This window comes from Streptomyces sp. NPDC087787, from assembly GCF_044743035.1.
GTDB lineage: Bacteria > Actinomycetota > Actinomycetes > Streptomycetales > Streptomycetaceae > Streptomyces.
In genome coordinates, this window is the sequence record NZ_JBIUVQ010000002.1 from 55,475 (window position 1) to 81,886 (window position 26,412).

The window sequence follows — 26,412 nt, forward strand, 5'->3', positions numbered from 1 at the left end:
CCTCGTCCGGGCCGGAGCCCTCAGGCGGCGCGCGGTCTTCGACGGCGGCGGGCCGTACCGGTCAGGTTGCGGCGGGGCCGTGACTGGCCCTGAGGTGGAGCACCACCGGACAGCGGCGGTCCTCTCCACGTGTCGCCGGGCCTCGCCGGGGCCGGCGCAGCGGCGGCCGGCCGGTGACGCCGCGGCACGGGAGCCGGCGCGGGTGAGAGGCCGGAGCGAGCCGGGGGGCCGGAGCGGGCGGAAGCCAAACCCAGCCAGAAGCCGGAGCAGGCGAGACACCAAACCCGGCCAGAAGCCGGAGCGGGGGTGAAGGCATCGACACCCCTCGGGTCGTTCACGGGCGGCGGGCGGGGGCGCGGCCATACTGGCCGACGTGCGCGTAGCGATCATGACGGCGGGATCCCGGGGCGACGTCGCCCCCTTCACCGGACTGGGGCACGGCCTGGCTCTCGCGGGTCATGAGGTCACCCTGGTCACGCACGGATGCTTCGAACCGCTGGTCGAAGGCGCGGGCCTCGGCTTCCACCCGCTGCCGGTGGACCCGCGGGCGGAGCTGGAGTCCTCGCGCGGCCGGGGCCTGCACCGCAGCGCGACCGGCGCGGGCAAGATGCTGCGGGCCGTGAGTCTGGTACGGACGGCCATCGACCAGATGACGGACGACCTGATCGCGGCGGCCGAGAAGAGCGACGTCCTGCTGCTCGCCGGCTCGCTCGGGCCGGTCGGGCACGCCATCGCCGAGGCGCTGCGCCTGCCCAGTCTGGGCGCCCATCTGCAACCTCTCTCCCCCACAAGGGAGTTCGCCCCTCCACTGCTGGGCGGCGGACACTGGGGCACGGCGGCGAACCGGCTCGCCGGGCACGGTGTGAACCTGGCCGTGGAGCGGGTCTTCTCGGCGGCCGTCCCCGCCGTACGGGCCCGGCTGGGGCTGCCGCCCGCCCGCGCCGGCACCGGGCGGCGCATCCGCCGGGGGCAGCGCCGGCCCGTCTACCACGGCTTCAGCCCCCTCGTGGTGCCGAGGCCCCACGACTGGCGCAGCACGCTGCACGTGTGCGGCTACTGGTGGCCGTACGACCGCTGCACCCAACTCCCCGAAGGCCTGTGGGACTTCCTCGACGCGGGCCCTCCGCCCGTCTACGTGGGCCTGGGCAGCGCCACCGTCCCCGATCCGGGGCGGCTCAGCGACACCATCGTGCGTGCGCTGCGCCGGGCCGGGCTGCGCGGTGTGGTCCAGCGGGGCTGGGCGGGCCTTGAGGCGTCGGGCGAGGACATGCTGACCATCGGCGAGGTGCCCCACTCGGCCCTGTTCCCGCGGCTGGCGGGCGTGGTGCACCACGCCGGGGCGGGTACGACCGCGGCCGGGCTGCGGGCCGGTGTCCCCGCGGTGCCGGTGCCGGTCCAGTTCGACGAGGGCTTCTGGGCGGACCGTCTCGTCGGGCTCGGCGTGGCCCCCTGCTCGGTCCCGCTGCGCGCCCTCACGACGGACAGCCTCGCCGCCGCGCTGGTCCGCGCCACCCGGGACGACGGCCACCGGGACCGGGCGCGAACCCTGGGCACCCGAATCCGCGGGGAAAACGGCTTGGCCCCCGTACTGGCAGCGGTCGAACGCCTGTCCCGTTAGGACGGCCCGCCCACCCGCCCGCCGAAGACCACGCGCCTGATGTCGCGGCCCGCCGCCGTGCCCACCGCCGCACTCGCCGCCGGTCAAGCGTGGACATAGAGTGACGTACACCACACGATTGACCACATTTCCCCCACCCACGCCCACACGGTCACCGGAGGGAACATGACCCACATCTCGGTCACGGTGGACGGCACGGTCTACGAGGACGAGGTGGAGCCGCGTCTTCTGCTGGTCCACTATCTGCGCGAGCGCCTCGGGCTGACCGGCACCCCGATCGGCTGCGACACCTCGAACTGCGGGACCTGCACGGTCGAGCTGGACGGCGCGAGCGTCAAGAGCTGCACGGTGCTGGCCGTCCAGGCGGACGGCGGCAAGGTGACCACGGTCCAGGGACTGGCCGGGGACGGCGAGTGGACGGAGCTGCAGCGCGCGTTCCACGAGCGGCACGCGCTGCAGTGCGGTTACTGCACCCCCGGGATGATCATGGCCGCGCGCGATCTGCTGCGCGAGAACCCCCACCCGGACTCCGACGAGGTGCGCAAGGCGCTGGAGGGCAACCTCTGCCGGTGCACCGGCTATCAGAACATCGTCCGCGCGGTGCTCGCCGTCGCCGAGGGGGAGACGGCCTCCGGCGAGCGGACCGGTTCCGCCCAGGAGGTGACGGCATGACCGACCAGGCCGTCGAACGCGAGGTCGGCAGGGCCCGGCTCCGCAAGGAGGACGCCCGGCTGATCACCGGGCAGACCAACTGGACCGACAACATCACCGTCACCGGACTGCTGCACCTGGCCATCCTGCGCAGCCCCATGGCGCACGCCCGCATCGAACGGATCGACGTCTCCCCCGCCCTGGAACGGCCCGGCGTCGTCGCCGCGTTCAGCGGCCGCGAGCTCGCCGGGGGACTGGGGTCGCTGCCCTGCGCCTGGCCGGTCACCGAGGACATGGTGCTGCCCGACCACCCGCCGGTCGCGGTCGACGAGGTGCGCCACGCCGGCGACCCGGTCGCGGTCGTGGTGGCCCGCGACCGGTACGCGGCGGCCGACGCGCTGGAGGCGATCGAGGTCGACTACGAGCCCCTGCCGCCGGTCCTGGACCTGGAGGAGGCGCTCGCCGAGGACGCCCCGCTGGTCCACGCCGACAAGGGCACCAACCGCGCCTACGTGTGGCCGTTCAGGACCGGTGAGGACTTCGAGGCCCTCAGGCAGCGCGCCGACGTCGTGCTCAAGCGCCGCTACCGGCAGCAGCGCCTCATCCCCAACGCCATGGAGCCGCGTGCGGTCGTCGTCACCCCGCTCGCCGCCTCCGGGGAGTTCACGGTGTACTCGGCGACGCAGATCCCGCACATCCTGCGGATCATGCTCTCCGTGGTCACCGGAGTGCCGGAGCACAAGCTGCGGGTGGTCGCGCCCGACGTCGGCGGCGGCTTCGGCTCCAAGCTCCAGGTGTACGGCGAGGAGGCCATCGCGGTCGAGGTCGCACGCCGGCTGGGACGGCCGGTGAAGTGGACCGAGTCCCGCTCCGAGGGCTATCTGGCCACCCACCACGGCCGCGGCATGATCCAGGACATCGAGATCGCCGCGACCCGCGAGGGCCGGCTGCTCGGACTCAAGGTCGACCTGCTCGCCGACATGGGCGCCTACCTGATGCTGGTCACCCCCGGCATCCCGATCCTGGGCGCCTTCATGTACCCGGCGATCTACAAGATGGACGCCTACGAGTTCAACTGCACCGGCGTGTTCACCACCCGCACCCCGACCGACGCCTACCGCGGCGCCGGGCGCCCGGAGGCCACGTACGCCATCGAGCGGGCCATGGACGAACTCGCCGCCGAGGTCGGGCTCGACCCGGTGGAGGTGCGGCGGCGGAACTGGATCCGGCACGAGGAGTTCCCGTACACCTCGATCGCGGGGCTGACCTACGACAGCGGGAACTACGAGGCGGCGACCGAGAAGGCGCTCGCCCTGTTCGGGTACGACGGCCTGCGCGCCGAGCAGCGGAAGCGCGACGAGCGCGGGGACACCGTACGGCTGGGCATCGGCGTGTCGACGTACACGGAGATGTGCGGGCTGGCGCCCAGCCGGGTGCTGAGGGATCTCAGGTACTCGGCCGGCGGCTGGGAGGCGGCGAGCATCCGCATGCTGCCCACCGGCAAGGTCGAGGTGGTCACCGGCACCAGCCCGCACGGGCAGGGGCACGTGACCTGCTGGAGCCAGATCGCCGCGGACGTGCTGGGCGTGCCGTTCGAGGACGTCGAGGTGCTGCACGGCGACACCCTGGCGGCCCCGCAGGGCATGGACACCTACGGCTCGCGCTCGCTGGTCGTGGGCGGGTCGGCCGTGCACCGCGCCGCGGAGAAGGTGGTGGAAAAGGCCCGGAGGGTCGCCGCGCACCTGCTGGAGGCCAGCGAGGACGACCTGGAGTTCAAGGGCGGCGTGTTCTCGGTGAAGGGCTCGCCGGAGGCGCGCAGGACCATCCAGGAGGTCGCCTTCGAGACGTTCACCTCGCACGACGTGCCCGACGGCATGGAACCCACCCTCAACTCCGAGTACCTGCTCGATCCGGAGAACTTCTCCTACCCGCACGGCACCCACCTGTGCGCGGTCGAGGTCGACACCGAGACCGGGCAGACCCGTATCCGCTCCTACGTCTGCGTGGACGACGTGGGCCGGGTGATCAATCCGGTGATCGTCGAGGGGCAGGTGCACGGCGGACTGGCCCAGGGCATCGCGCAGGCACTGTACGAGGAGGCCGTCTACGACGCGGAGGGCAACCTGGTCTCCGGCACGATGGCCGACTACCTGGTGCCGTCCGCGGCGGACCTGCCCGACTTCGTGACCGACCGGACGGAGACGCCCGCGGTCTCCAACCCGCTCGGCGCCAAGGGCGTCGGCGAGGCGGGCACCATCGCCTCGACGCCCGCCGTCGTCAACGCGATCGTCGACGCGCTGCGCCCGCTGGGCGTGCACGACGTGCGGATGCCGTGCACCCCCGAGCGGGTGTGGGAGGCCGTGCGGTCCGCGCAGGGGCAGTCGGCACCGAAGGAGGCCTCGGCATGATTCCCCCCGCATTCGACTACGCCCGCCCGACCAGTCTCGGCGAGGCCGTGCGCACGCTCGCCGACGCGGGCGACGAGGCGAAGGTGCTGGCCGGCGGGCAGAGCCTGCTGCCGCTGCTGAGGCTGCGGCTGGCCTTCCCCGAACTCGTCGTCGACATCGGACGGATCCCCGGACTGCGCGGAGTCCGCGAGGACGGCGGCACGCTCGCCATCGGCGCGCTGACCACCCACCACGACGTCGTCCACGACCCGCTGGTACGGCGGCACGCGGGCCTGCTGGCCCAGGCCACCGAGACGGTCGCCGATCCCGCGGTACGGCACCGGGGCACCCTCGGCGGCTCGCTCGCGCACGCCGACCCGGCCGGGGACCTGCCCGCGGTGGCGCTGGCGCTGGACGCCGAACTGGTCGCCGAGGGGCCCGGCGGGCGGCGTACGATCCCGGCGCGCGAGTTCTTCGCCGACTATCTGCAGACCGCGCTGGCCCCCGACGAGCTGCTGGTGGAGGTGCGGGTGCCCAAGCGGGAGGGCTGGGGCTACCGGTACGAGAAGTTCCACCGGGTGGCGCAGTCCTGGGCCATGGTCGGCGTGGCCGCGCTGGTGCGGCGCGACGACGGCCGCATCGCGGAGACGCGGATCGGCCTGACCAACATGGGCGCGACCCCGCTGCGGGCCGAGGCGGCGGAGGAGGCGCTGACCGGGGCCGGGGACGCCGACGCGGTGGCGCGGGCGGCCCGGTCGGCGGCGGAGGGCACCCGGCCCTCGCGGGACGCGTCGGCCTCGCCCGAGTACCGGGCCCACCTCGCGCGGGTGCTGACCAAGCGGGCGGTTCTGGCCGCCGCCGGGATGGGGTGAGCGTCGATCACTTCCATGGACAGCCCCGAACAGGTGCGTTCCTGTCTGGAGCGGACCGGCTACCTCGTCGACGACGGGCTCGCCGTCGCCTGCTTCCTGGCGCTGCGGCTGCACCGGCCGGTCTTCTGCGAGGGCGACGCGGGCGTCGGCAAGACGGCGCTCGCCTCCGCCCTCGCCGAGGTGCTCGGCGCGCCGCTGATCCGGCTCCAGTGCCATGAGGGCATCGACGCCTCCCAGGCGCTGTACGACTGGGACTTCCCGCGCCAGCTGCTGCATCTGCGGGCCGCCGAGGCCGCCGGAGTCAGGGACGCGGAGCGGCTGGAGCGCGAGCTGTACGACCGGCGGTTCCTGGTCGCCCGGCCGCTGCTGCGGGCTCTGCAGACGCAGCCGTCGGTGCTGCTGGTCGACGAGATCGACCGGGCCGACGACGAGTTCGAGGCGTTCCTGCTGGAGGTGCTGTCGGAGTTCCAGGTGACGATTCCGGAGCTGGGCACGTTGCGGGCGGAGGTGCCGCCGGTGGTCGTGCTGACCTCCAACCGCACCCGCGAGGTGCACGACGCGCTCAAGCGGAGGTGTCTGTACCACTGGTTCGACCATCCCGGTTTCGGCCGTGAACTCGCCATCGTCCGGCGCAGGTTGCCGCAGGTGTCGGCGCGGCTCGCGGAACAGGTGACCGCGCTGGTGCAGGCCCTGCGCGCCGAGGACCTGCTCAAGCCGCCCGGCGTGGCCGAGACCCTGGACTGGGCCCGCGCCCTGGACGCCCTCGGCGCGAACGAGGTCGACGCGGAACTGGCGGTGTCCACCCTGGGCTCGGTCCTGAAGTACCGCGAGGACACGGACCGCGCCCGCGGCCTGGACTTCGCGACGGTCCTCGCGGGCCGGGGGACGTGATCATCATGACCGGGGAACACCCCTCCACGACGGGCCCGCGGGAGCAGCCGCCCGACAGCGCCGCCGCCATGGACGTTCCCACCGCCCAGAGCGGCAGCGCGGGGCACGGCGGGCGCGGTGAAGGCCGTGGGGCCGGCGGGCCCGGTGGCGATGCCGCGCTGCTGGGTTTCGCGCGGGCGCTGCGGGCTGCCGGGGTCGCGGCGAGCGCCGAGCGGGTGCACGCCTTCCTGCGCGCGGTGGACGCCCTGCGCCCCGGTTCGCGGGCGGACGTGTACTGGGCGGGGAGGGTGACGCTGTGCGGGGACCGGGACGATCTGGAGCGCTACGAGCGGGTGTTCGCCGCGTACTTCGGCACCGGCGGGACGCCGGCGCGGCCGGCCCGGGCCGTTCCCCCGCCCCGGCTGCGGCTGGTCCTGCGCGAGGCGCCCGCAGGGTCGCGTGCCGGGCCGCCCGCAGAGGAGCCGCAGGGCCCGCCCACCGCCTCGCTCGCCAGCTCCGCCGAGGTGCTGCGCCACCGCGACGTGGCGGAGCTCGATCCCGCCGAGCGCGCGCAGGTGCGCCGGCTGCTCGCCGCGTTCGCGCTGCGCGGGCAGCCGCGACGCACCGCGCGGCGCCGGCCGGCCCGGCGCGGGTCCGTCGACCCGCGCCGCACCGTGCGGGAACTGCTCCGGCTGGGCGGCGAGCCCGCACGGCTGCGGCGGCACGCGCGGGCGGAACGGCCGCGGCGGGTGGTGCTGCTGGTCGACGTCAGCGGATCCATGGGGCCCTACGCCGACGCCCTGCTGCGTTTCGCGCACGCCGCCGCCCGGGGCCGCCGTACGGAGGTGTTCACCATCGGCACCCGGCTGACCCGGGTCACCCGGGAGCTGTCCCACCGCGACCCGGATCTGGCCATGGCCGCGGTCGCCGAGGCCGTACCCGACTGGCGCGGGGGCACCCGCCTGGGTGAGCTGCTGCGGGAGTTCCTGGACCGCTGGGGCCAGCGGGGCATGGCGCGCGGTGCCGTCGTGGTGCTGCTGTCCGACGGTTGGGAGCGCGGCGACCCGCACCTGCTCGCCGCCCAGATGCGCCGCCTGCACCGGCTCGCGCACCGGGTGGTCTGGTCCAATCCCCGCAAGGCGCGACCCGGTTACGCGCCGCTGGCCGCCGGCATGGCGGCGGCGCTGCCCAGCGTGGACGACTTCGTCGAGGGGCACAGCCTGGCCGCGCTGGAGCGTCTGGCGGCGGTGGTGCAGGGCGCCGGCACGGACGGGGCCGGCCGGCTGCCGGGGTTGTCGGAGAGGAGCTGAACGTGCGGGAGATTCTTCCGGTACTGGAGCGGTGGTACGCGGCGCGGGTGCCGTTCGGCCTCGCCACCGTCGTCACGGTCAGTCGCAGCGCGCCGCGTGAACCGGGCGCGTCGATGGCCGTGGGTCCGGACGACGAGGTGGTGGGGAGCGTGTCCGGCGGGTGCGTGGAGGGGGCGGTGTTCGAGCTGGCCCAGGAGGTCGCTGCCGACGGCGAGGCGCGGCTGGAGACGTTCGGCTACAGCGACGAGGACGCCTTCGCGGTGGGGCTCACCTGCGGTGGTGAGATCTCGGTGCTGGTCAGGCCGGTGACCCAGGAGTCGGACCCGGCCTTCGGCGCGGTCGCCGCCTCCGTCGCCGCGGGCGATCCCGTGAGCGTGGCGACCGTGGTCGACGGGCCGGCCCCGCGCGGGGCGACGCTCGCGGTGTGGCCCGGCACCGTGGCGGGCACGCTGGGCGCGCCCGGCCTGGACGTGGCGGTGACCGCCGACGCCCGCGGCGAACTCGCCCAGGGCGCCACCGGGCTGAGGCACTACGGGGCACGGGGCGAGCGCCGTGAGGACGCCGTCACGGTGTTCCTGCACTCCTTCGCGCCGCCGCCGCGGATGCTGGTGTTCGGCGCGATCGACTACGCGGCCGCGGTGGCCCGTATCGGCGCCTTCCTCGGCTACCGCGTCACGGTCTGCGACGCCCGTCCGGTGTTCGCCACACCGAAACGCTTCCCCGCGGGCGTGGAGGTGGTCGTGGACTGGCCTCACCGCTATCTGCACGGCACAAAGACGGACGAGCGCACGGTGATCTGCGTCCTGACGCACGACCCGAAGTTCGACGTTCCGCTGCTGGAGGAGGCGCTGCGCCGGCCCGCCGCGTACATCGGCGCGATGGGCAGCCGCCGTACCCACCACGACCGGCTGGAGCGTCTGGTCGAGGCCGGTCTGACGGAGGACGAGCTCGCGCGGCTGCGTTCCCCCGTGGGGCTCGACCTCGGCGCCCGTACCCCGGAGGAGGTGGCCGTGTCCGTCGCGGCCGAGATCGTCGCGCTGCGCTGGGGCGGCACCGGTGCGCCCCTGGCCGTGACCGCCGGAGCCATCCACGCGACCGGCTCCGCCTGACTGCGAGGAGAAGTCATGGAACTGCACCACGAGTTCACCGTGCCCGTGCCGGTCGACGACGCCTGGCGGGCGCTCCTGGACATCGAGCGCGTGGCGCCGTGCCTGCCGGGGGCCACCGTGCAGGAGTACGACGGCAGGACCGTGACCGGTTCGGTCAAGGTCAAGCTGGGGCCGATCACCGTCGACTACAAGGGGACGGCGGTCTTCGAGGAGCAGGACGAGGCGGCGCACCGCATGGTCCTCGCCGCCAGTGGCCGGGAGACGCGCGGACAGGGCACGGCGCGGGCCACCGTCACGGGCACCCTTCAGGAGCGTGACGGCGGTACGGCGGTGTCGGTGCGGACCGATCTGACGGTGACCGGCCGCCCGGCGCAGTTCGGGCGCGGGGTGCTGGCGGAGGTGGGCGACCGGCTGGTGGGGCAGTTCGCCGACTGTCTCTCGCGGCGCCTCGCCGAGACGCCGCCCGTGGCGGCCGAGGGCGCCGCCGGGAGCACGGCGACACAGGCGCGTGGAGAGCCCGCGGAGCCGGCGCCCCGGTACGCGGAGCCGGAGCCCGAGCCGCTCGATCTGCTGCGCACCGCCGGTGTGCCGGTCGCCAAGCGCGCCGCCGCGGCGACGGGCGCGGCCCTGGCGGTGGCGCTGCTGATCGTCGCCGTACGCCGGCTCCGGCGCCCCTGACCGGCCACGGACGTTCGGGGCCCGTCCGTGGTGCGAAGGGTGCCCATGAGGCTTGATCAGTCGCTCGTTGCCCGTGTGACCTGCAGTTTCGTATTTCATCCGGGTTTTGCGGGATTCGATGGTGTGAGGCTGTGCGGGACGGGTACGTGCGCCTTCAACGGATGAGGCATGCATGGCCTCCGCAGCACATGTGCCGCAGACATCCCAGTGGGAAGGAGGTCCGTGAAAGCGCACACTCGCAGCGACCGGGCCGCCGCCACGCATCGAGCGGCCCGGAACTCGCCGAGAAGTCGGATACGAGAAAGGGAAGAGTGACCCCGGGGCAGCCCCTGATTCAGGGGCTGCCCTGCTGTGTGGTCACGTCCTCGCGGGGCCCGTCCTCGCGCGACACCGCCCGGCAGCCGGGTGCGTCACGGGGTCCGGCGCGGCAGCCGGTGCAGTTCCACGTCGGTCAGACGGCCGCGTGTGACGGTCGCGGTCATGTAGGTGCAGTGGGGCAGGCGGCGGCGGTCGGTCGGCGAGCCCGGGTTGAGCAGGCGCAGACCGGAGGGCGTCGTGGTGTCCCAGGGGATGTGGCTGTGCCCGAAGACCAGGACGTCGAGGTCGGGGAAGCGGGCGGCGCAGCGGCCCTCACGGCCCTGGGCCGGCCCGGTCTCGTGGACGACGCCGAGGCACAGCCCGTCCAGGTCGGCGCGGGCCACCTCGGGCAGGCGGGCGCGCAGTTCGGGGCCGTCGTTGTTGCCGAAGACGCCGATCAGGCGGCGGCTGCGGCTCTCCAGCAGGTCGAGCGTCGCGGCGTCCACCCAGTCCCCGGCGTGGAGGACGACGTCGGCGTTCGGGAGTTCGTCGAGCAAGGGCGGGGGCAGTTCCTTGGCGCGCTTGGGCAGATGGGTGTCGGACATCAGCAGCAGACGCACGAGGTCAGCGTACTGCGGGGGCCGCGACGGCGACCGCGCGCAGGTTCTTCAGGCAAGACTGTTCAGTTCAGACTGGACAGTTCCGTCCGGGCGGTTCTACGGTGCCGTCATGGATCACACGGCCGGCGAGGTACCGCCGGGCACCTCCGCCTCCTCCGCTCAGGCCGCCCGCGACCTGCGGGTGGTGTTCAGCCGGTTGCGGCGCCGGATCCGTGAGGTCGCGCGGGACGAGGACCTGACCCCGCCCCAGGTGTCGGCCCTCACCCTGGTCGGCAAGCACGGCGCCGCCACGGCCAGCGCCCTGGCCGCCACCGAGGGGGTCCGGCCGCAGTCCATGGCCGCCATGCTCGCCGCCCTGGAGCGGCACGGGCTCATCCGGCGCAGCCCCGATCCCAAGGACGGACGGCGTCAGCTCGTCACCCTGACCGAGGCCGGCCGCGAGCGCATCGCGGGCGACCGCCAGAGCCGCGGGGAGTGGCTGACCCGGGCCCTGCAGGACCGCTACACCGAGGCCGAGCGGGAAACGCTCCTCGAGGCGTTCGCCCTGCTGGAACGGCTGACCCAGCCCTGACAAGCAGCACCCGTCAGCACCACTCGAAGTTCATCGTGAAAGGCCTGACCCCACCATGGCACTCACCGCGCTCGACCCGCGCACCGCACTCGTCGTGATCGACCTCCAGGCCGGTATCGCCGCCGCTCCCACCCAGCCGTACTCCGGCCCGGAGGTGATCTCGCGTTCGGTCGAACTGGCCGACGCGTTCCGCGCCAGGAACCTGCCCGTCGTCCTGGTCCGGGTCTCCTTCGCCCCCGACTTCGCCGACATGCCCCCCGGCCGCACCGAGGCGACGCGTTCCGGCGGCGCCCGCCCCGAGGGCTGGGACGTGATCGTTCCCGAGCTGGCGGGGCACGCCGGCGACGTCACCGTCACCAAGCACAACTGGGGCGCCTTCCACGGCACCGACCTCGATGTGCAGCTGCGCCGCCGCGGAGTCACCCAGATCGTGCTGACCGGCATCGCCACCAGCATCGGCGTGGAGTCCACCGCCCGCGCCGCCCACGAGCACGGCTACCACGTCACCCTGGCCACCGACGCCATGAGCGACATGGACGCCGAGGCCCACCGGGGCAGCGTGGAGCGGATCTTCCCGCGCCTGGGCGAGACCGGCACCACCGCCGAGATCCTCGAAATGCTGGCCAAGACGCACGCCTGACCCGGCGGGCACGCCGCCCGCCGCCTCCCCCGCCCCGCGGTCCGGCATCCGCCCCCCCGCCGGTTCGACCGCCTGCCTCCCCGCGCCCCGCGGCCGGGCCGCCGCCTGCCCGGACCAGCGGTTCAGTCCTCGCCCCGCACTATGTTCGACTCGTTGCCCGTGCGGTCCTGCTGAGGGCCGCCGCCGCGGTCCTCGAGCGCGGGGAGGCAGGTGCGCACGCCCTCCTCCCGCCGGCGGCGAGCCTGCGCCCAGCCCGTCTCGGGGGGCCGTACGGGGTGTTTCTCACTGGTGTGCGCGATCACGACGCCTCATCTTCCTTCTGCGTCACATGCTGTGGAGCGACTTCCTCCGGAACGCCCCGGTCACCTGCCACCGGAGCCCCCGCTGCCGAACGAGCCGCTGGAGCCCTCTTCCCAGCGCGGGCGACTCTGGTCCTCGCTGCGCCTGCTGCCCAAGGAGCCGAGTTCGTGCGGGGTCAGGCGCCGGCCGGTTTCCTCCACCCGGGGCACCTCGGCCGGCTCGCGCCGATGGCGTTCCTCGTGGACCGGTCCGGAGTCCGCCAGTGTCGGGTGCTCGCCGCCCCGGGGCGTCCTCGGCTCGGCCTGCTTGACCCTGATGCCGAGCCGGACGGCCCACACCAGGACGGCCGCGACGACCAGACCGCCGACGACGATGACGGCGATGCCGGCGACCGAGCCGGCACCGGCTGCTTCGTACCAGGTGGTGTCCATGGTCGCCGGGTACCCGGCACCGCGCGGCCGATGCCTGCCGGACCGGCGAGGGCGTGGCGCGGGCCCGGTCGGGGGGCAGGGCGGTAGCCTCGCCGCCGATGACCGACATGTCCGAAACACCCACGTCCGTCGCCGAGCGGCCCGCCGCCCCCTCCCGCCCGCTCGGCCGGAAGCTGCTGGAGTGGGCCTCCACGACCGATCACAAGGTGATCGGCAAGCTCTACATGGTCACGGCCTTCGGCTTCTTCCTGCTGGGCGGTCTGCTGGCGATGGCGATGCGCGCCGAGCTCGCGCAGCCGGGCCTGCAGTTCATGAACCAGCAGACCTACAACGAGCTCTTCACGATCCACGGCACGATCATGATGCTGCTGTTCGCCACGCCCATGTTCGCGGGCTTCACGAACGCGGTGATGCCGCTGCAGATCGGCGCCCCCGACCTGGCCTTCCCCCGCCTGAACGCCCTGTCGTACTGGATGTACCTCTTCGGCGGGCTCATGGTCGTGTCGGGGTTCCTCGTGCCCGGCGGCTCGGCGGCCTTCGGCTGGTTCGCCTACGCGCCGCTGAACAGCGCCTACTTCTCCCCCGGCGCGGGCGGCGACCTGTGGGCGATGGGACTGGTGGTGACGGGTGTGTCGACCACGCTCAGCGCGGTGAACTTCATCGCCACGATCACGACCCTGCGTGCACCGGGGATGACGATGTTCCGGATGCCGATCTTCACCTGGAACGTGCTGTTCACCTCGATCCTGGTGCTGCCCGCCTTCCCGGTGCTGACCGCCGCGCTGCTCGCCCTGGAGGCGGACCGGAAATTCGGGGCGCACGTCTTCGACGCGGCCAACGGCGGGGCGCTGCTGTGGCAGCACCTGTTCTGGTTCTTCGGCCACCCGGAGGTCTACATCGTCGCGCTGCCGTTCTTCGGCATCGTCAGTGAGATCATCCCGGTCTTCTCCCGCAAGCCGCAGTTCGGGTACCTGCCGATGATCGGGGCGACCATCGCGATCACCATGCTGTCCGCGGTGGTGTGGGCGCACCACATGTTCGCCACGGGCGCGGTGCTGCTGCCGTTCTTCTCGGTCATGTCGTTCCTGATCGCGGTGCCCACCGGGATCAAGTTCTTCGCCTGGATCGGGACGATGCGCCACGGCTCGCTGTCGTTCGAGACGCCGATGCTGTGGTCGATCGGGTTCATGGTGTCGTTCCTGCTGGGCGGGTTGAGCGGCGTGCTGATCGCCTCGCCGCCGCTGGACTTCCACGTGACCGACTCGTACTTCATCGTGGCGCACCTGCACTACGTGCTGTTCGGCACCGTGGTGTTCGCGATGTTCGGCGGGTTCTACTTCTGGTGGCCGAAGATCACCGGGAAGATGCTGGACGAACGGCTCGGCAAGATCCATTTCTGGCTGCTGTTCCCCGGCTTCCAGCTCACCTTCCTGGTGCAGCACTGGCTCGGCGCGGAGGGGATGCCCCGCCGGTACGCCGACTACCTGCCCGCCGACGGCTTCACCCTCCTGAACACGCTCTCCTCGGCGGGGGCGTTCCTGCTCGGCGCGTCCACCCTGCCGTTCCTCTACAACGTCTGGCACACCTCACGCCATGGACGGAAGGTCACCGTGGACGACCCCTGGGGGTACGGGCGCGCCCTGGAGTGGGCGACCTCCTGCCCGCCGCCGCGGCACAACTTCGAGGCGCTGCCCCGGATCCGCTCGGAGGCGCCCGCCTTCGACCTGCACCACCCCGGCATCGTGCGGCAGGCGGAACTGGAGGGACGCCGATGAAGGTGGAAGCCCTGCTCTTCGCCGGCGTCGCGCTGTTCTTCGGCGGCACCGCCGCCCTGTACGGCGTCTGGTCGGGCGAGCCGGCCGGCACGGCGGCGCTGGTCATCGCCTGCGGAATGGCGGCGCTGGACTCCTTCTTCTGTGTGATCCAGTACCGCCGCAAGGGAACTCGCCCGCAGGACCGCCGTGAGGCCGAGGTCGCCGACGCCGCCGGACCGCTGGAGTTCTTCCCCCCGGAGAGCACCTGGCCGATCATCACCGCGCTGGGCTTCTCGGTCAGCGCGCTGGGCGTGGTCTACGGACTGTGGCTGTTCCTCATCGGTCTCGCGGTGCTGGCGCGGGGGGTGGCGGGGATGGCGTTCCAGTACGTTCACCGGGGCGAGTGACGACCGGTCCCGCCGGGGCCCCGGGCCGGCGGGACTCGACGGGGCGGTGCTCGCTCTCGTAGCCCCCGGTGATGGACTGCCGCACCCGGCCGGTCTCCTCGCCCTCGGCGAGGGCCTCCTGCTCCTTGGCCAGCAGGGCGTGACACAGGGTCCGGGTGATCAGGAAGGCGACCACGGGGGCCAGCACCAACGAGGTCCGCAGCACCCAGGTGATCGTGTTCACGGAGACCCGGAAGGTGGCGGCGATGACGTCGTTGCCACCCTCAAGCAGCAGCACGCCGTAGAAGACGATCCCGGCGACGCCGAGGCCGGTGCGCACGGGGCGCTCCCGCGGCCGGTCGCACAGGTGCTGCTCCTGGTGCCACTCCCTCGTCAGCCGCTGCTCGGCGAACGGGTACGCGTACAGGACGGCGAACAGCAGCACCGGCAGGACGACCGCCGGCAGGAAGACGTTCCACATGATGGTGTGCCCGGCCACGTTCGTCTCCCAGGCCGGCATCAGCCGCAGTGAGCCCTCCAGGAACCCGACGTACCAGTCCGGCTGGGACCCGGTGGACGCCAGATCCGGCTGGTAGGGGCCATAGGTCCACACCGGGTTGATCTGGGCGATCCCGGCGAGCAGGAACAGCACGCCGAAGACGGTGAACTGCAGGCCCAGCGAAGAGGCGGTGAACTCGGGGAAGAGCGGTTTGCCCCGCACGTTGCGATTGCCGCGGCCCGGGCCGCGCCACTGGGTGTGCTTCAGGTAGAAGACAAGGATCAGGTGCACGACGACCAGCCCGACGATGGCGCCCGGCAGCAGCAGGATGTGAAAGCTGTACAGACGGCCGATCAACTCGTGCCCGGGGTACTCACCGCCGAACACGAAGAAGCTGACGTAGGTGCCGATCACCGGCAGGGACACCGTGATCGCCTGGGCGATGCGCAGCCCCGTGCCGGAGAGCAGGTCGTCGGGCAGGGAGTAGCCCGCGAAGCCCTCGGCGATGGCGAGGGCGAACAACGTCACCCCGATGACCCAGTTGATCTCCCTGGGCCTGCGGAAGGCGCCCGTGAAGAAGATCCGCAGCAGGTGGGCGCCGATCGCGGCGACGAAGACGAGCGCCGCCCAGTGGTGGGCCTGCCGCAGCAGCAGCCCGCCACGGATGTCGAAGCTGATGCGCAGGGTGGAGTCGAACGCCTCCGACATGAGCACCCCGCGCAGCGGCGCGTACGACCCGGCGTAGGCGACCTCGCGCATCCCCGGCTCGAAGAACAGCGTCAGCCACACACCGGTCAGGACCAGCACGATCAGGCTGTACAGGGCGATTTCGCCGAGCAGGAACGACCAGTGCTCGGGGAACGCCTTGCGCATCAGCCCGCCGCCCTCGGACAGCGGCAGCCGGGCGTCCAGGAAGCCGGTGAGACGTTCACCGGCCCCGGCTCCGCGCGCGGTGCGCCCGCGCCGTGCCGGGCTCACGGCTCCTCCGCTCCGCCGCCCTCGTCCCGGCCGCCCTCGCCCGTATCCGGGGCCGATCGGGCGGCCCGCTCCACCTCGGCCTCGATCTCGGTGCGCGGCTTGCCCTCGTCGCTCGCGTACTCGCCCAGGGCGGCCTGGAGATCACGGGCCAGGTCCCGCCAGGCCCGCCAAGCCGTCTCGTACGTCTCGCTCTGCGTGCCGGTCCACTGCACCTGCGCGGGCGGTCCGTAGTTCTGCCGCAGCTGCTCGACCCGGGCGTGTGCCTCGTCGGCCGCCCGCTGCTTGGCCACGAGCTCTTCGAAGGTGTGTGACACAGCCCGGACCCTAAGCACGACCGGCGCGCGCGGCGGCGCCGACCTGCCGGGCGGGGACATGGCACACCCGTGTGGCGGGTCGCGGGCCCATGGGCGGCGGCACGGCACCGGTGCTCGCCCCGCACCGGACATGTGACGGAGCGGGGGCGGCCGGAAGGTTGATCGGTCCGGCCCTCCGCCGGGAGGGCCGGACCGATGCACTGACCGGCTGCCACCGGCCGGCGGGCCGGCCGGTGGCGTGGGGGGAGCCGGTCAGCGGCCCGGGGCGAACGGCTCAGGGGGTAGCCGCTCGGAGGGGGCCGCTCAGTGGGTCCGGCCGCGCCCGGATCCGTACGCGGGGCCGGAGTGGTGGCCTCCGGCACCGGACTGCGGCGCGTCGGACTGGTCGGTGCCGGACTGCTGGTCCGCCGCGCCGACCGTGTCGCCGCCCGCGCCGAATGCCGCGCCCGTCGCCTCGAGGGCGGTGGTGACCGGCTGGAAGAAGGTCTCGCCGCCTCGGGTGCAGTCGCCGCTGCCGCCCGAGGTGAGGCCGACCGCGCCTCCGTCCTGGGTGAACAGGGGGCCGCCGCTGTCGCCGGGCTCGGCGCATACGTTGGTCTGGATGAGACCGGTGACGGTGTCGACGCCGCCGTTGTCGCTCTGGAAGTTGACGGTGGCGTCGAGGCCGGTGACCGTGCCGTTGTGCAGTCCGGTGGTGCTGCCCATGCGGAACACCGTCGCACCGACGGTGGCCTCGGCCGCCCCGGTGATCTGGACGCTCTGCCCGTTGCCGACGTCGACCGTGCTCGGCGCCTGGGTGGCCGGGTCGTCGTACGTGACGAGGGCGAGGTCGCTGCCGGGGAAGGTGGCCTGGTCCACGGTGGCCACCGGGCCGCCGTTCTGGGAGTCGGACCACTGCGCGGCCGAGACACCGCAGTGCCCGGCGGTCAGGAAGGCGGGGCTGCCGTCGCTCGCGGTGACGTTGAAGCCGAGGGAGCAGCGGACGGTGCCGCCCTGCGCCTGGGCGAAGATGGCGTCACCGCCGGCGGCGAAGGTCTTGAAGGTGCCGGCGGACTTCTTCAGGGTCGCCATGCCGGAGCCGAGACCGCGGACGGTGGCCTGGAGTCTGTTCCACCGGGCGCCGGTGACCGTGCTGTCGGCGGTGACCACGACCTTGTTGGTGCGCGGATCGACGGCCCAGGAGGTGCCGGGGATGGTGGCCTCGGTCTTCAGGGTCCGGGCGGCGGACTTCAGGGCTGCGGTGCTGTTGCCGACCTGACGGACGGCCGCGCCCGCCTTCTTCGCCCGGAGGACGGTGCCGGCGTCGCCGCCCGCGATGTTGACGACGAGCCGCTGTCCGGCGCTGTCGTAGTAGGAGCCGGCGAAGGAGTCGCCGAGCTCCGTGGCGAGCCGGGTGGAAAGACCCGAGGCGTCCGCGGCCTTGAGGGTCCTGGGGGTGGCGTCGTCCGCAGCGCCGTCCTGGGAGGCGTTGGCGTTCGGAAGCAGTATCGCCGCCGCTCCGAGCGCCACCACGCCGCCCGCCGCCATCGCGGCCCTGCGCTTCGGAATTCGCTTGTGACTCAAACTTCTCGACCTCCTGGGGACGCGGTCCGTGCCGCCGTCCGGGGCGGTTGGGGGGACGCCTGGACGGCTCTTGGTACGCAGGGAGCGGCCACCGCGTTCAATCCCGTTCGCCAACTCCCCCGGGACCGCGCCGAATCGGCCAACTCGTGGGCCCGGTGGCCGAGCTGACGCAGCGATCGCCCGCAGGCCTGGGGTTCGCCGAAAGATCGTCGGTCACGGGCGAGCCCGGCTACCGTCCGCCTCCTGCCTGGGAGTCCTTGACTGCTGATCAGGCCGAGGCGTACGAGCACGCGTGGGAGATCCGGGACGCCTACGGCTACACCCGTACGACGATCCGGAGTGGGGTCGAAAGTTCCGTGCGATCCCGGACGGCCGGGCGTGGACGCACGTGGAGGGGCCGGTCGCGCTGTTCGATCAGGCGGTGGGCCAGCCGCGGCGGAACCGGGTGTTGCTGCCGGGTGTCCCGGTGAATTCGGTGGCCACGCCGGGGACACCCGAGGGCGGCCGGTACTCGGAGCCGGAGCGGCTGCGCCGGCCGACGACGCGTACGCCAGGCACGGCCTTCGCGCGGTCGCCGGAGCGACCGGGACGACCGGCAGGCGCTGAGCGGGAACCCGGGATCACCGTCATGACTCCAGGGGCGGCCCAGGGCGGCGTGATCCGGTACGCGAGGTGGGTGACCCTGGGAAGAAGCCGGGCATCCGTGCCGGGCGGCCGCCCGGACGGTGTGTCAGATCACGGCGAGCCGGTCCACCAGCAGTTCCACCCTCCGCTCGGCGTCCCCCGGTGGCAGCCGTCCCGCCCGGGTCAGGGTCGCCAGCCCGTGCAGGGCCGCCCAGAACACCTCGGTGAACAGCGCCGGGTGGACGCCGTCCCCGGCGACCTCGCCGAGGTTTTCCAGCAGGGCGGCGAAGGCGTCCTTCAGCGGCTCCGGGGTGTCCTCCTTCGCGAACGCCAGGCCGCCGTCGAGCTGGAACATGGCGTCGTAGACCGCCGGGTTGCGCTCGGCGAAGTCGAGGTAGGCGCGGGCGAGGGCCGTGACCCGGGCGCGCGGGCCGTCCGCGGCGGAGGCCACGGCCCGCAGCGCCGCGGCCATCTCGGCGGCACCCTGGAGGGCGACGGCGCCGATGATCTCGCGCTTGCCGCGGAAATGGCTGTAGAGGACGGGCTGGCTGTATTCGATGCGCTCGGCGAGCCGGCGGGTGGTGACCGCGTCCCAGCCCTGCTGCTCGGCGAGTTCACGGGCCGTCGCCACGATGAGCCGCTCGCGGCCAGCCCGTTCGCGCTGCTTGCGCTCCTGTACCGACATGACCCGATCTTAGCACCGCTAGACAATCGATCGGCAGTAGCACTAGCGTTGCCTCATCATCTAGCAATACTAGATCCCAGGGGGCAGCATGCTCAACGCACTCGAGGTCCTCACCATCGTGGTCGTCGGCCTGATGGTGGGGGTGGAGTTCTCCGTCGCCTTCGTCATCAACCCGATCCTCAACGCACTCCCCGGCGACAGCGCCGTGCGCGGCCGCGCCCACGGGGCCCGGATGCTCGGCGCCGTGATGCCGTTCTGGTACATCGGCTCGCTCGCCCTCGTCGCGGCCTGGGCCGTCGCCGGACGGCATCACCACGGCACCGGCCTCGTCGTCATCGCCGCCGCGCTGCTGATCCTGAGCGTGATCATGTCGCTCCTGCTGCTCGTCCCGATCAACAACCGGGGCAGGACGTGGACCCCCGACAACCTGCCCGAGGACTGGAAGGAGCAGATGAACCGCTGGAACCTCTTCCACTACGTCCGCGTCGCCGTCATCGTCGCCGCCTTCACCCTGCTGGCCGCCGCCCTCGCCTGAGCCCCGCGGACCGAGACCGCGCAGGCGCCGTGCGCACCACGCACCTGGACGGCCAGTCCATCGCCGGCCTCGCCCGCGAGCGCGACGGGCGCCGCACCGCGGCGCCATCCCCAGCCGGCACGGCACGCTCCGCCACCGCGCGGCGACGTTCGGTGGCGGACAGGAAGCGGAATCCGGGCTTCAGTGAATCTGCACATCGAATGCCCAGCGGGGTCACCGTGTTCGGAGGATCTGCACAACCGCGCGCCCCCGGCGCGGCCTTCGGCGCCCGGTTCCCGGTCCACCGGCGCGGCGGCAAGGGAGGCGGTGCGCCGATGCGGTGCGGTGTGTGAAGAAGTCGCCGCCATACCGTTGCCGGGCCTGCACGGTTCTCCGGTCGCGTCGTCAAGTGCCCTGGTAAGGGGCTTGGTTGAGTGGAATCGGCGGGCGGCACCGTGCTTACATCCATCGCAGCGCGGGACCCCGGCCGGGCGCTCGGGAAGCGCGACCCGGCACCCGCGTTCGCGGCCGTCTTTCCCCAGAGAGGGCCGCTCCCCCCTTGTGAGACATCCATATGAAGGGACGTTCCAATCATGAACCCGACCCCCCAGGTTGAGACCGCCGAGATCTCCGACGCCGACCTCGACAACGTCTCCGGCGGCCTGTCCGTGAACGCTCTGGGCACCGCCACCGGCCTGGTGGACAGCGTTGTCCCGGTCTCCGGCGTGGTGAACACGGCCGTCGGCACCGTCGAGGGCGCAACCGGTCTGAGCACCGCCCCGGTGGCCAACCTGGTCGCCGGTCTCTGATCGCACCTCGTCGCCGCCGAGTCCCGGGGCCGCACGCCGGTTCCGGGACTCGCGGTCGCCGCAGAAAGCCGTAACGTGCAGTTCCGACAACAGGCCCTCGCCAAGCTCCAGTCGCCGGAAGAACTCGACCTCCCCGTGCGGCTCGCCCGCCCCCAGGGATGGCTCGTCCTGTCCGTCACCCTCCTCGCCATGGCGGCCGCGTCGTTGTGGGCCGTGACGGGATCGGTCGCCTCCACCGTCGGCGCGCCCGCCATCCTCACGCACGCGCAGGGCAGTTACGTCCTGCAGAGCCCCGTCGCCGGACAGGTCACCGCGGTCCTCGCCGAGGAGGGCGAGCGGCTGCCCGCGAACTCGCCCGTGCTCAAGGTGCGTACCGGCCAGGGCGAGCAGACCGTGCGCACGGTGGCCGCCGGCCGGATCACCGCGCTCGCCGCCACCATCGGCCAGATCCTGTCCACCGGCGCGGACGTCGCCGCCGTGGAGAAGGTCGCCCACGCCTCCGACCCGCTGTACGCGACCGTGTACGTGCCCGCCGAGAACGCCGCCGCCGTCCCCGTCGGCGCCCCGGTCGACCTGACCGTGTCCTCGGTGCCCGCCCAGCGTTACGGCGTGCTGCGCGGCCATGTGAAGGCGGTGGACCGGTCGGCCCAGTCGGCGCAGCGGATCGCCGCCTTCCTCGGCGACAGCCGGCTCGGCGAGCAGTTCACCCGGAAGGGCCGGCCCGTCGCCGTACTCGTACGCCTCGACACCTCGTCCACGACGCGGAGCGGCCTCGCCTGGTCCTCCGCCGGGGGCCCGCCGTACCGGCTCGACTCCATGACCGCGGCCACCGCCTCGATCCGGCTGGCCGACCAGCGTCCCCTCGATTGGCTGCTGCCGTGACCACCACCCAGGAGAACCGCGGCCGCCGGCGCGCCGCCCGGCCCGCGCGGCCTGCCCCCAGGACGCGGGGCAGGACCGTCCGCACGCCCACGGTGCTCCAGATGGAGGCCGTGGAGTGCGGCGCCGCCTCGCTCGCCATGGTGCTCGGTCACTACGGCCGCCATGTCCCGCTGGAGGAACTGCGGATCGCCTGCGGCGTCTCCCGGGACGGCTCACGGGCGAGCAACCTGCTGAAGGCGGCCCGCGGTTACGGACTGACGGCCAAGGGCATGCAGATGGACACCGCCGCCCTCGCCGGGGTGAAGGCGCCGGCCGTCCTGTTCTGGGAGTTCAACCACTACGTCGTCTACGACGGCATGGGCCGCCGCCTCGGCCGGCGCGGAGTGTACGTCAACGACCCCGGCAAGGGCCGCCGGTTCGTGCCCATGGAGGACTTCGACACCAGCTACACCGGTGTCGTGCTGGTCATGGAGCCCGGCGAGGACTTCGAGAAGGGCGGCCGCAGGCCCGGAGTCCTGGGCACCCTGCCGGCCCGGATGCGCGGCACCGCGGGCACGATGCCGGCGGCGGTGCTGGCCAGTCTGCTGCTGGTCGCGGTCGGCGCGGCGGTGCCCGCGCTCAGCCGGACCTACATCGACACCTACCTGATCGGCGGCCGGACCTCGCTGCTCGGCGTGCTGTTCACGTCGATGGGCGCGTGCGTGCTGCTCACCGTCGTACTGACCTGGTTGCAGCAGGCCAACCTGCTGCACGGGCGCCTCATCTCGTCCACGCTCGCCGGTGCCCGCTTCCTGCGGCACCTGCTGCGGCTGCCGGTCACCTTCTTCGCCCAGCGCGCCCCGGCCGACCTGGTGCAGCGGCTGGCCTCCAACGACCAGGTGGCCGAGACCCTCGCCCGTGATCTGGCGGCGGCCGGCGTCGACGCGGTGGTCGTGGTGCTGTACGCGCTGCTGCTCTACACCTACGACCCGCAGCTGACGTTCGTCGGCATCGGCGTGGCCCTGCTGAACGTCGTGGCGATGCGGGTGGTCGTACGGCTGCGCGCCACCCGCACGGCCAAGCTGCGCGCGGACAACGCCCGGCTGACCAACACCGCTTACACCGGGCTCCAGTTGATCGAGACGATGAAGGCGACCGGCGGCGAGGACGGCTACTTCCGCACGTGGGCCGGGCAGCACGCCGCCACCCTGGAGGAGCAGCAGCGGCTCGGGGTGCCGACCGCCTGGCTCGGCGTGGTCGCACCGGCGCTCGCGACCCTCAACAGCGCGCTGATCCTGTGGATCGGCGGAATGCGGGCCGTCGAGGGGCACATCTCGGTCGGGCTGCTGGTCGCGTTCCAGGCACTGGTGACCCGGTTCACCGCGCCGCTGACCCGGCTCAACGGAGTCGCGGGCCGCATCCAGGACTTCGCGGCGGACGTGGCCCGGCTCAAGGACGTCGAGAACTTCCAGGCCGACCCCCTGTACACCCGCCCCCGCGGCGGGGACTCCACCCGCCGGCTGCGCGGGCACGTGGAGCTGGAGAACATCACCTTCGGCTACAGCCCGCTGGACAAACCGCTGCTGACCGGCTTCGACCTGACCGTCGGACCCGGCCGGCAGGTGGCGCTCGTCGGCGGCTCCGGCAGCGGCAAGTCGACCGTCTCCCGTCTGATCTCGGGCCTCTACACGCCCTGGGACGGGGTGATCCGCATCGACGGGCAGCGCCTTGAGGACATCCCGCGCGGGGCGCTGGCGGCCTCCGTGTCGTTCGTCGACCAGGACGTGTTCCTCTTCGAGGGCACGGTCCGCGACAACGTGGCCCTGTGGGACCCGTCGATCCCGGACGACTCCGTGGTGGAGGCGCTGCGCGACGCGGCCCTGTACGAGGTCGTGACGCGCCGCCCCGGCGGCATCCACAGCAGGGTCGAGCAGGACGGCCGCAACTTCTCCGGCGGGCAGCGCCAACGCCTGGAGATCGCCCGCGCGTTGGTGCGCCGGCCCAGCATCCTCGTGCTCGACGAGGTGACCAGCGCCCTGGACGCCGAGACCGAGCAGACCGTGATGGACAACCTGCGGCGGCGCGGCTGCGCCTGCGTGGTGATCGCGCACCGGCTGTCCACCGTGCGCGACAGCGACGAGATCGTCGTGCTCCAGCACGGCACGGTCGTCGAGCGTGGACGGCACGGGGAACTGATGGCGCGCGGCGGCGCGTACGCGGCGCTGGTCAGGGAGCGGTGAGATGACGACAGCCGGCGAGCCGGACCTGGTACTCGGGGCGCTCGGCTCCCTGGGCACGCCGATCGACTGCTCGGGCTTCAGCCGGCTCGACCTGGCGGGCCCCCAGGAGCTGTGGCTGGTCGCGGCCGGCGCGGTGGACCTGTTCGCGGTCGACGCGGCGCAGCAGGGGCACTGGCACCACCTGGGCCGGCTGGGGGCGGGCTCGCTGCTGCTCGGTCCCGTCGCGGGCCCGCGGCACACCCTGGTCGCGCGCCCGCTGCGGGACTGCGTGGTACGCCGTATCGGGCTGCGCGAGCTGTACCAGCCGGCGAGCACCCGGACCTGGTCGTACGACGAGTACGGCAACCCCCAGTACGTGCCGCCGCAGACGAGCCCGCTGGAGTACGCCCTCGCGCTCGGCGTCGGCCGCGGCCTGTCCGTGCTCTTCCAGGCACCGATGGCCGAGGAGCGGGCGGCGGCGCCCACGGACGACGACGTGTTCTGGATGCAAATCCCGCCGGGCAGCGTGCAGTACGGGTCCATGTACGGCGCTCAGGCGGCGGCCGATCTGCTGATGGACCCGGCCCTGTGGCAGAGCATGGTCGATCAGCAGTACCGGCTGCTGACCGCCCTGGACCGCTGGATCGAAGAACTGGAGCGCACCCACGAGACCCGGACGGCGGCCGGCATCAAGGCCGGTGAGACGGTGCGCGCCCAGGCCGACCGGACGCTGCTGGCGTCCATCGGCCGGTCCTCGGCGGGACGGCCCACGGCCGCCGACGCCGACGCCGGGTACGCGGCCTGCGAGCTGGTCGCCCGGGCCGCCGGGATCACCCTGGCCTCACCGCCCCGGGCCGGCACCGAGAGCGACCGGCTCGACCCGGTGGAGCGGGTCGCCCTGGCCTCCCGGGTGCGCACCAGGACCGTACGCCTTCAGGGCCGCTGGTGGCGGGAGGACATCGGTCCGCTGGTGGGCCACCGGGCGCTGTCCGGGGCGCCGGTCGCGCTGCTGTGGCGGCGCGGCGGATACGTCGCCGTGCACCCGGCCACCGGGCGGGAGAACCCGGTCGAGAAGGCGAACGCGGAGGAGTTCGAGCCGCGCGCGGTGATGTTCTACCGGCCGCTGCCCGACCGTCCGCTCGGCCCGTTCGGGCTGCTGCGGTTCAGCCTGCGCGGCACCGGCGGCGATCTGCTGAACCTGCTGTCCGCGGGGCTGGTGACGGTCGTCCTCGGGGCGCTGGTGCCCATCGCGACCGGCAAGGTGCTCGGCGAGTACGTGCCCAGGGCCGAGCAGGGCCTCATCACGCAGATGTGCCTGGCCGTGATCATCAGCAGTGTGGTGGCGGCGGCCTTCATGCTCCTGCAGAACCTGACCGTCCTGCGCCTGGAGGGCCGCATCGAGGCCACCCTCCAGTCGGCCGTGTGGGACCGGCTGCTGCGGCTGCCGGCGAAGTTCTTCACCGAGCGCTCCACCGGTGAACTGGCGAGCGCCGCCATGGGGGTCGGCGCGATCCGCCGGCTGCTGGCCGGGGTGGGCCCGGTGGTCGTCCAGTCGGTGACCGTGGGCGCGATGAACCTGGGGCTGCTGTTCTGGTACAGCGCCTCCATGGCGCTGGCGGCGCTCGGCGTGCTGGTGGTGATCGGCGCCGTGTTCCTCGGGCTCGGGCTGTGGCAGGCGCGATGGCAGCGGCATCTGGTCGTGCTCACCAACAAGCTGAACAACCAGGCCTTCCAGACTCTGCGCGGGCTGCCGAAGCTGCGGGTGGCGGCGGCCGAGAACTACGCGTACGCCGCCTGGGCGTCCCGGTTCGCGCGCGGCCGTGAGCTTCAGCAGAAGGTGGGCCGGATCAAGAACCTCACCACGGTGCTGGGCGCGGTGTACCTGCCGGTGTGCACGCTGCTGATGTTCATGCTGCTGGCGGGCCCGGCGCGCGGCTCGATGTCGGCGGCGGCCTTCCTGGCCTTCAACACCTCGGTGACGATGCTGCTGACCTCGGTCACCCAGCTGACCGGCGCCTTCGTCTCGGCGGTGGCCGCGCTGCCGCTGCTGGAGGAGATCAGGCCCGTGCTGGACGCCTCGCCGGAGGTGCGCACGGCCAGTACCCGGCCGGGGCCGCTGTCCGGGGCGATCGAGGCGCGGCGGCTGTCGTTCCGCTACACGGACGACGGGCCGCTGGTGCTCGACGACGTGTCCTTCGAGGTGCGGCCGGGCGAGTTCGTGGCGATCGTCGGGCCCAGCGGCTGCGGCAAGTCGACGCTGCTGAGGCTGCTGATCGGGTTCGACCGGCCGCTGTCCGGCAGCGTGCTGTACGACGGCCAGGACCTGGCGGCGCTCGACCAGTCCGCCGTGCGGCGGCAGTGCGGGGTCGTGCTCCAGCACGCGCAGCCGTTCACCGGTTCGATCCTGGACGTCATCCGCGGCACGGAGCCGTGCACGGCCGAGGAGGCGATGGCGGCGGCCGAACTGGCGGGCCTCGCGCGGGACATCGAGCGGATGCCGATGGGCCTGCACACGATCGTCTCGGGCACCGGCGCGGTCTCCGGCGGGCAGCGGCAGCGGCTGATGATCGCCCAGGCCCTGGTGCGCCGGCCGCGGATCCTCTTCTTCGACGAGGCGACCAGCGCGCTGGACAACGACACGCAGCGCACGGTGATCGAGAGCACCCGCAAGCTCGACGCCACCCGCGTCGTCATCGCCCACCGGCTGTCGACGGTGCTGGACGCGGACCGGGTCGTGGTGATGGAGGACGGCAGGGTCGTCCAGCAGGGGCCGCCCGCCGAACTGCTCGCGGACACGGGCGGGCGGCTGCACGAACTGGTGCGGCGGCAGCTGGCGTGAGGGCCGGTCCGGG

General features: G+C 73.0%; 24 protein-coding genes and 1 pseudogene. 18 read left to right on the plus strand and 7 right to left on the minus strand.

The genetic code is table 11. The features are described 5' to 3' along the window. Window positions 1-388 precede the first annotated feature (388 nt). The 8 genes from ACIOWN_RS04305 (at window position 389) to ACIOWN_RS04340 (ending at window position 9,495) form a co-directional block, all read left to right on the plus strand. The gene (locus ACIOWN_RS04305; protein WP_362348679.1) at window positions 389-1,618 is read left to right on the plus strand and encodes a glycosyltransferase; all 1,230 of its coding nucleotides are present in this window, start codon (window positions 389-391) and stop codon (window positions 1,616-1,618) included. 165 nt (window positions 1,619-1,783) lie between these two features. Continuing rightward, the gene (locus tag ACIOWN_RS04310; protein ID WP_362348569.1) at window positions 1,784-2,290 is read left to right on the plus strand and encodes a (2Fe-2S)-binding protein; all 507 of its coding nucleotides are present in this window, start codon (window positions 1,784-1,786) and stop codon (window positions 2,288-2,290) included. Then, the gene (locus tag ACIOWN_RS04315; protein WP_362348567.1) at window positions 2,287-4,677 is read left to right on the plus strand and encodes a xanthine dehydrogenase family protein molybdopterin-binding subunit; all 2,391 of its coding nucleotides are present in this window, start codon (window positions 2,287-2,289) and stop codon (window positions 4,675-4,677) included. Before ACIOWN_RS04310 ends, ACIOWN_RS04315 begins: the two co-directional genes overlap by 4 nt. Next, on the plus strand, window positions 4,674-5,528 hold the full coding sequence (locus ACIOWN_RS04320; RefSeq protein ID WP_362348565.1) for a xanthine dehydrogenase family protein subunit M: 855 nt from the start codon (window positions 4,674-4,676) through the stop codon (window positions 5,526-5,528). Before ACIOWN_RS04315 ends, ACIOWN_RS04320 begins: the two co-directional genes overlap by 4 nt. A gap of 15 nt (window positions 5,529-5,543) precedes the next feature. Further along, on the plus strand, window positions 5,544-6,419 hold the full coding sequence (locus tag ACIOWN_RS04325) for a MoxR family ATPase (protein ID WP_100571407.1): 876 nt from the start codon (window positions 5,544-5,546) through the stop codon (window positions 6,417-6,419). Between the two features lie 5 nt (window positions 6,420-6,424). Then, window positions 6,425-7,708, plus strand: a complete 1,284-nt coding sequence (locus ACIOWN_RS04330) for a VWA domain-containing protein (RefSeq protein WP_362348563.1) — start codon at window positions 6,425-6,427, stop codon at window positions 7,706-7,708. 2 nt (window positions 7,709-7,710) lie between these two features. Further along, entirely contained in the window at window positions 7,711-8,817 is a 1,107-nt protein-coding gene (locus ACIOWN_RS04335; protein WP_362348561.1) for an XdhC/CoxI family protein, read from the plus strand. A gap of 15 nt (window positions 8,818-8,832) precedes the next feature. After that, window positions 8,833-9,495, plus strand: coding sequence for an SRPBCC family protein (locus ACIOWN_RS04340; protein ID WP_401980308.1), 663 nt, complete (start codon window positions 8,833-8,835; stop codon window positions 9,493-9,495). Window positions 9,496-9,905: 410 nt separating this feature from the next. Here ACIOWN_RS04340 and ACIOWN_RS04345 read toward each other — a convergent pair whose 3' ends face one another. Further along, the gene (locus tag ACIOWN_RS04345) at window positions 9,906-10,412 is read right to left on the minus strand and encodes a metallophosphoesterase family protein (protein ID WP_401980310.1); all 507 of its coding nucleotides are present in this window, start codon (window positions 10,410-10,412) and stop codon (window positions 9,906-9,908) included. Between the two features lie 109 nt (window positions 10,413-10,521). On the opposite strand from ACIOWN_RS04345, the gene ACIOWN_RS04350 reads away from it, so the two are divergent. Beyond that, window positions 10,522-10,983 carry a MarR family winged helix-turn-helix transcriptional regulator gene (locus ACIOWN_RS04350; protein WP_401980313.1) on the plus strand — a complete coding sequence of 154 codons (462 nt, stop codon included), beginning with the start codon at window positions 10,522-10,524 and terminating at the stop codon, window positions 10,981-10,983. 55 nt (window positions 10,984-11,038) lie between these two features. Next, window positions 11,039-11,623 carry a hydrolase gene (locus tag ACIOWN_RS04355; RefSeq protein WP_401980316.1) on the plus strand — a complete coding sequence of 195 codons (585 nt, stop codon included), beginning with the start codon at window positions 11,039-11,041 and terminating at the stop codon, window positions 11,621-11,623. 122 nt (window positions 11,624-11,745) lie between these two features. On the opposite strand, the gene ACIOWN_RS04360 is transcribed toward ACIOWN_RS04355, so the two are convergent. Both ACIOWN_RS04360 and ACIOWN_RS04365 read right to left on the minus strand, forming a co-directional pair. Continuing rightward, the gene (locus ACIOWN_RS04360; RefSeq protein WP_362348552.1) at window positions 11,746-11,925 is read right to left on the minus strand and encodes a hypothetical protein; all 180 of its coding nucleotides are present in this window, start codon (window positions 11,923-11,925) and stop codon (window positions 11,746-11,748) included. A gap of 60 nt (window positions 11,926-11,985) precedes the next feature. Continuing rightward, complete coding sequence (locus tag ACIOWN_RS04365; protein ID WP_401980318.1) at window positions 11,986-12,354, minus strand: DUF6479 family protein; 369 nt, start codon at window positions 12,352-12,354, stop codon at window positions 11,986-11,988. A gap of 107 nt (window positions 12,355-12,461) precedes the next feature. On the opposite strand from ACIOWN_RS04365, the gene ctaD reads away from it, so the two are divergent. Next, a complete protein-coding gene (gene ctaD, locus ACIOWN_RS04370; RefSeq protein ID WP_362348677.1) occupies window positions 12,462-14,129 on the plus strand; it encodes a cytochrome c oxidase subunit I in 1,668 nt (555 codons plus the stop codon). Then, window positions 14,126-14,515, plus strand: a complete 390-nt coding sequence (locus ACIOWN_RS04375; protein WP_362348548.1) for a cytochrome c oxidase subunit 4 — start codon at window positions 14,126-14,128, stop codon at window positions 14,513-14,515. The genes ctaD and ACIOWN_RS04375 overlap by 4 nt, the downstream gene beginning before the upstream one ends. Here ACIOWN_RS04375 and ACIOWN_RS04380 read toward each other — a convergent pair. The 3 genes from ACIOWN_RS04380 to ACIOWN_RS04390 all read right to left on the minus strand — a co-directional run bounded on the left by ACIOWN_RS04380 (window position 14,445) and on the right by ACIOWN_RS04390 (window position 17,848). Continuing rightward, a complete protein-coding gene (locus tag ACIOWN_RS04380; RefSeq protein WP_401980640.1) occupies window positions 14,445-15,866 on the minus strand; it encodes a cytochrome bc complex cytochrome b subunit in 1,422 nt (473 codons plus the stop codon). The genes ACIOWN_RS04375 and ACIOWN_RS04380 overlap by 71 nt on opposite strands. A gap of 101 nt (window positions 15,867-15,967) precedes the next feature. Continuing rightward, a complete protein-coding gene (locus tag ACIOWN_RS04385) occupies window positions 15,968-16,285 on the minus strand; it encodes a hypothetical protein (RefSeq protein WP_362348546.1) in 318 nt (105 codons plus the stop codon). A 303-nt stretch (window positions 16,286-16,588) separates the two neighbouring features. Then, entirely contained in the window at window positions 16,589-17,848 is a 1,260-nt protein-coding gene (locus ACIOWN_RS04390; RefSeq protein WP_401980321.1) for a S1 family peptidase, read from the minus strand. A gap of 227 nt (window positions 17,849-18,075) precedes the next feature. On the opposite strand from ACIOWN_RS04390, the pseudogene ACIOWN_RS04395 reads away from it, so the two are divergent. Then, window positions 18,076-18,431: pseudogene (locus ACIOWN_RS04395) on the plus strand (DUF4158 domain-containing protein); the annotation flags it as partial. 147 nt (window positions 18,432-18,578) lie between these two features. On the opposite strand, the gene ACIOWN_RS04400 reads toward ACIOWN_RS04395, so the two are convergent. Next, the gene (locus ACIOWN_RS04400; RefSeq protein ID WP_362348542.1) at window positions 18,579-19,157 is read right to left on the minus strand and encodes a TetR/AcrR family transcriptional regulator; all 579 of its coding nucleotides are present in this window, start codon (window positions 19,155-19,157) and stop codon (window positions 18,579-18,581) included. 88 nt (window positions 19,158-19,245) lie between these two features. Here ACIOWN_RS04400 and ACIOWN_RS04405 point away from each other — a divergent pair, with 88 nt between their 5' ends. From ACIOWN_RS04405 to ACIOWN_RS04425, 5 genes are all read left to right on the plus strand, one after another. Then, window positions 19,246-19,692 (plus strand): anthrone oxygenase family protein, encoded by a 447-nt coding sequence (locus ACIOWN_RS04405; protein ID WP_401980324.1) that lies wholly within the window; start codon window positions 19,246-19,248, stop codon window positions 19,690-19,692. 572 nt (window positions 19,693-20,264) lie between these two features. Further along, window positions 20,265-20,480 (plus strand): type A2 lantipeptide, encoded by a 216-nt coding sequence (locus ACIOWN_RS04410; protein WP_100571394.1) that lies wholly within the window; start codon window positions 20,265-20,267, stop codon window positions 20,478-20,480. 75 nt (window positions 20,481-20,555) lie between these two features. Continuing rightward, a complete protein-coding gene (locus ACIOWN_RS04415; RefSeq protein ID WP_362348538.1) occupies window positions 20,556-21,362 on the plus strand; it encodes an HlyD family efflux transporter periplasmic adaptor subunit in 807 nt (268 codons plus the stop codon). After that, window positions 21,359-23,581 (plus strand): NHLP family bacteriocin export ABC transporter peptidase/permease/ATPase subunit, encoded by a 2,223-nt coding sequence (locus ACIOWN_RS04420; RefSeq protein WP_401980326.1) that lies wholly within the window; start codon window positions 21,359-21,361, stop codon window positions 23,579-23,581. The genes ACIOWN_RS04415 and ACIOWN_RS04420 overlap by 4 nt, the downstream gene beginning before the upstream one ends. A gap of 1 nt (window position 23,582) precedes the next feature. Continuing rightward, on the plus strand, window positions 23,583-26,399 hold the full coding sequence (locus ACIOWN_RS04425) for an NHLP bacteriocin export ABC transporter permease/ATPase subunit (RefSeq protein WP_401980329.1): 2,817 nt from the start codon (window positions 23,583-23,585) through the stop codon (window positions 26,397-26,399). The last annotated feature ends 13 nt before the right edge of the window (window positions 26,400-26,412 follow it).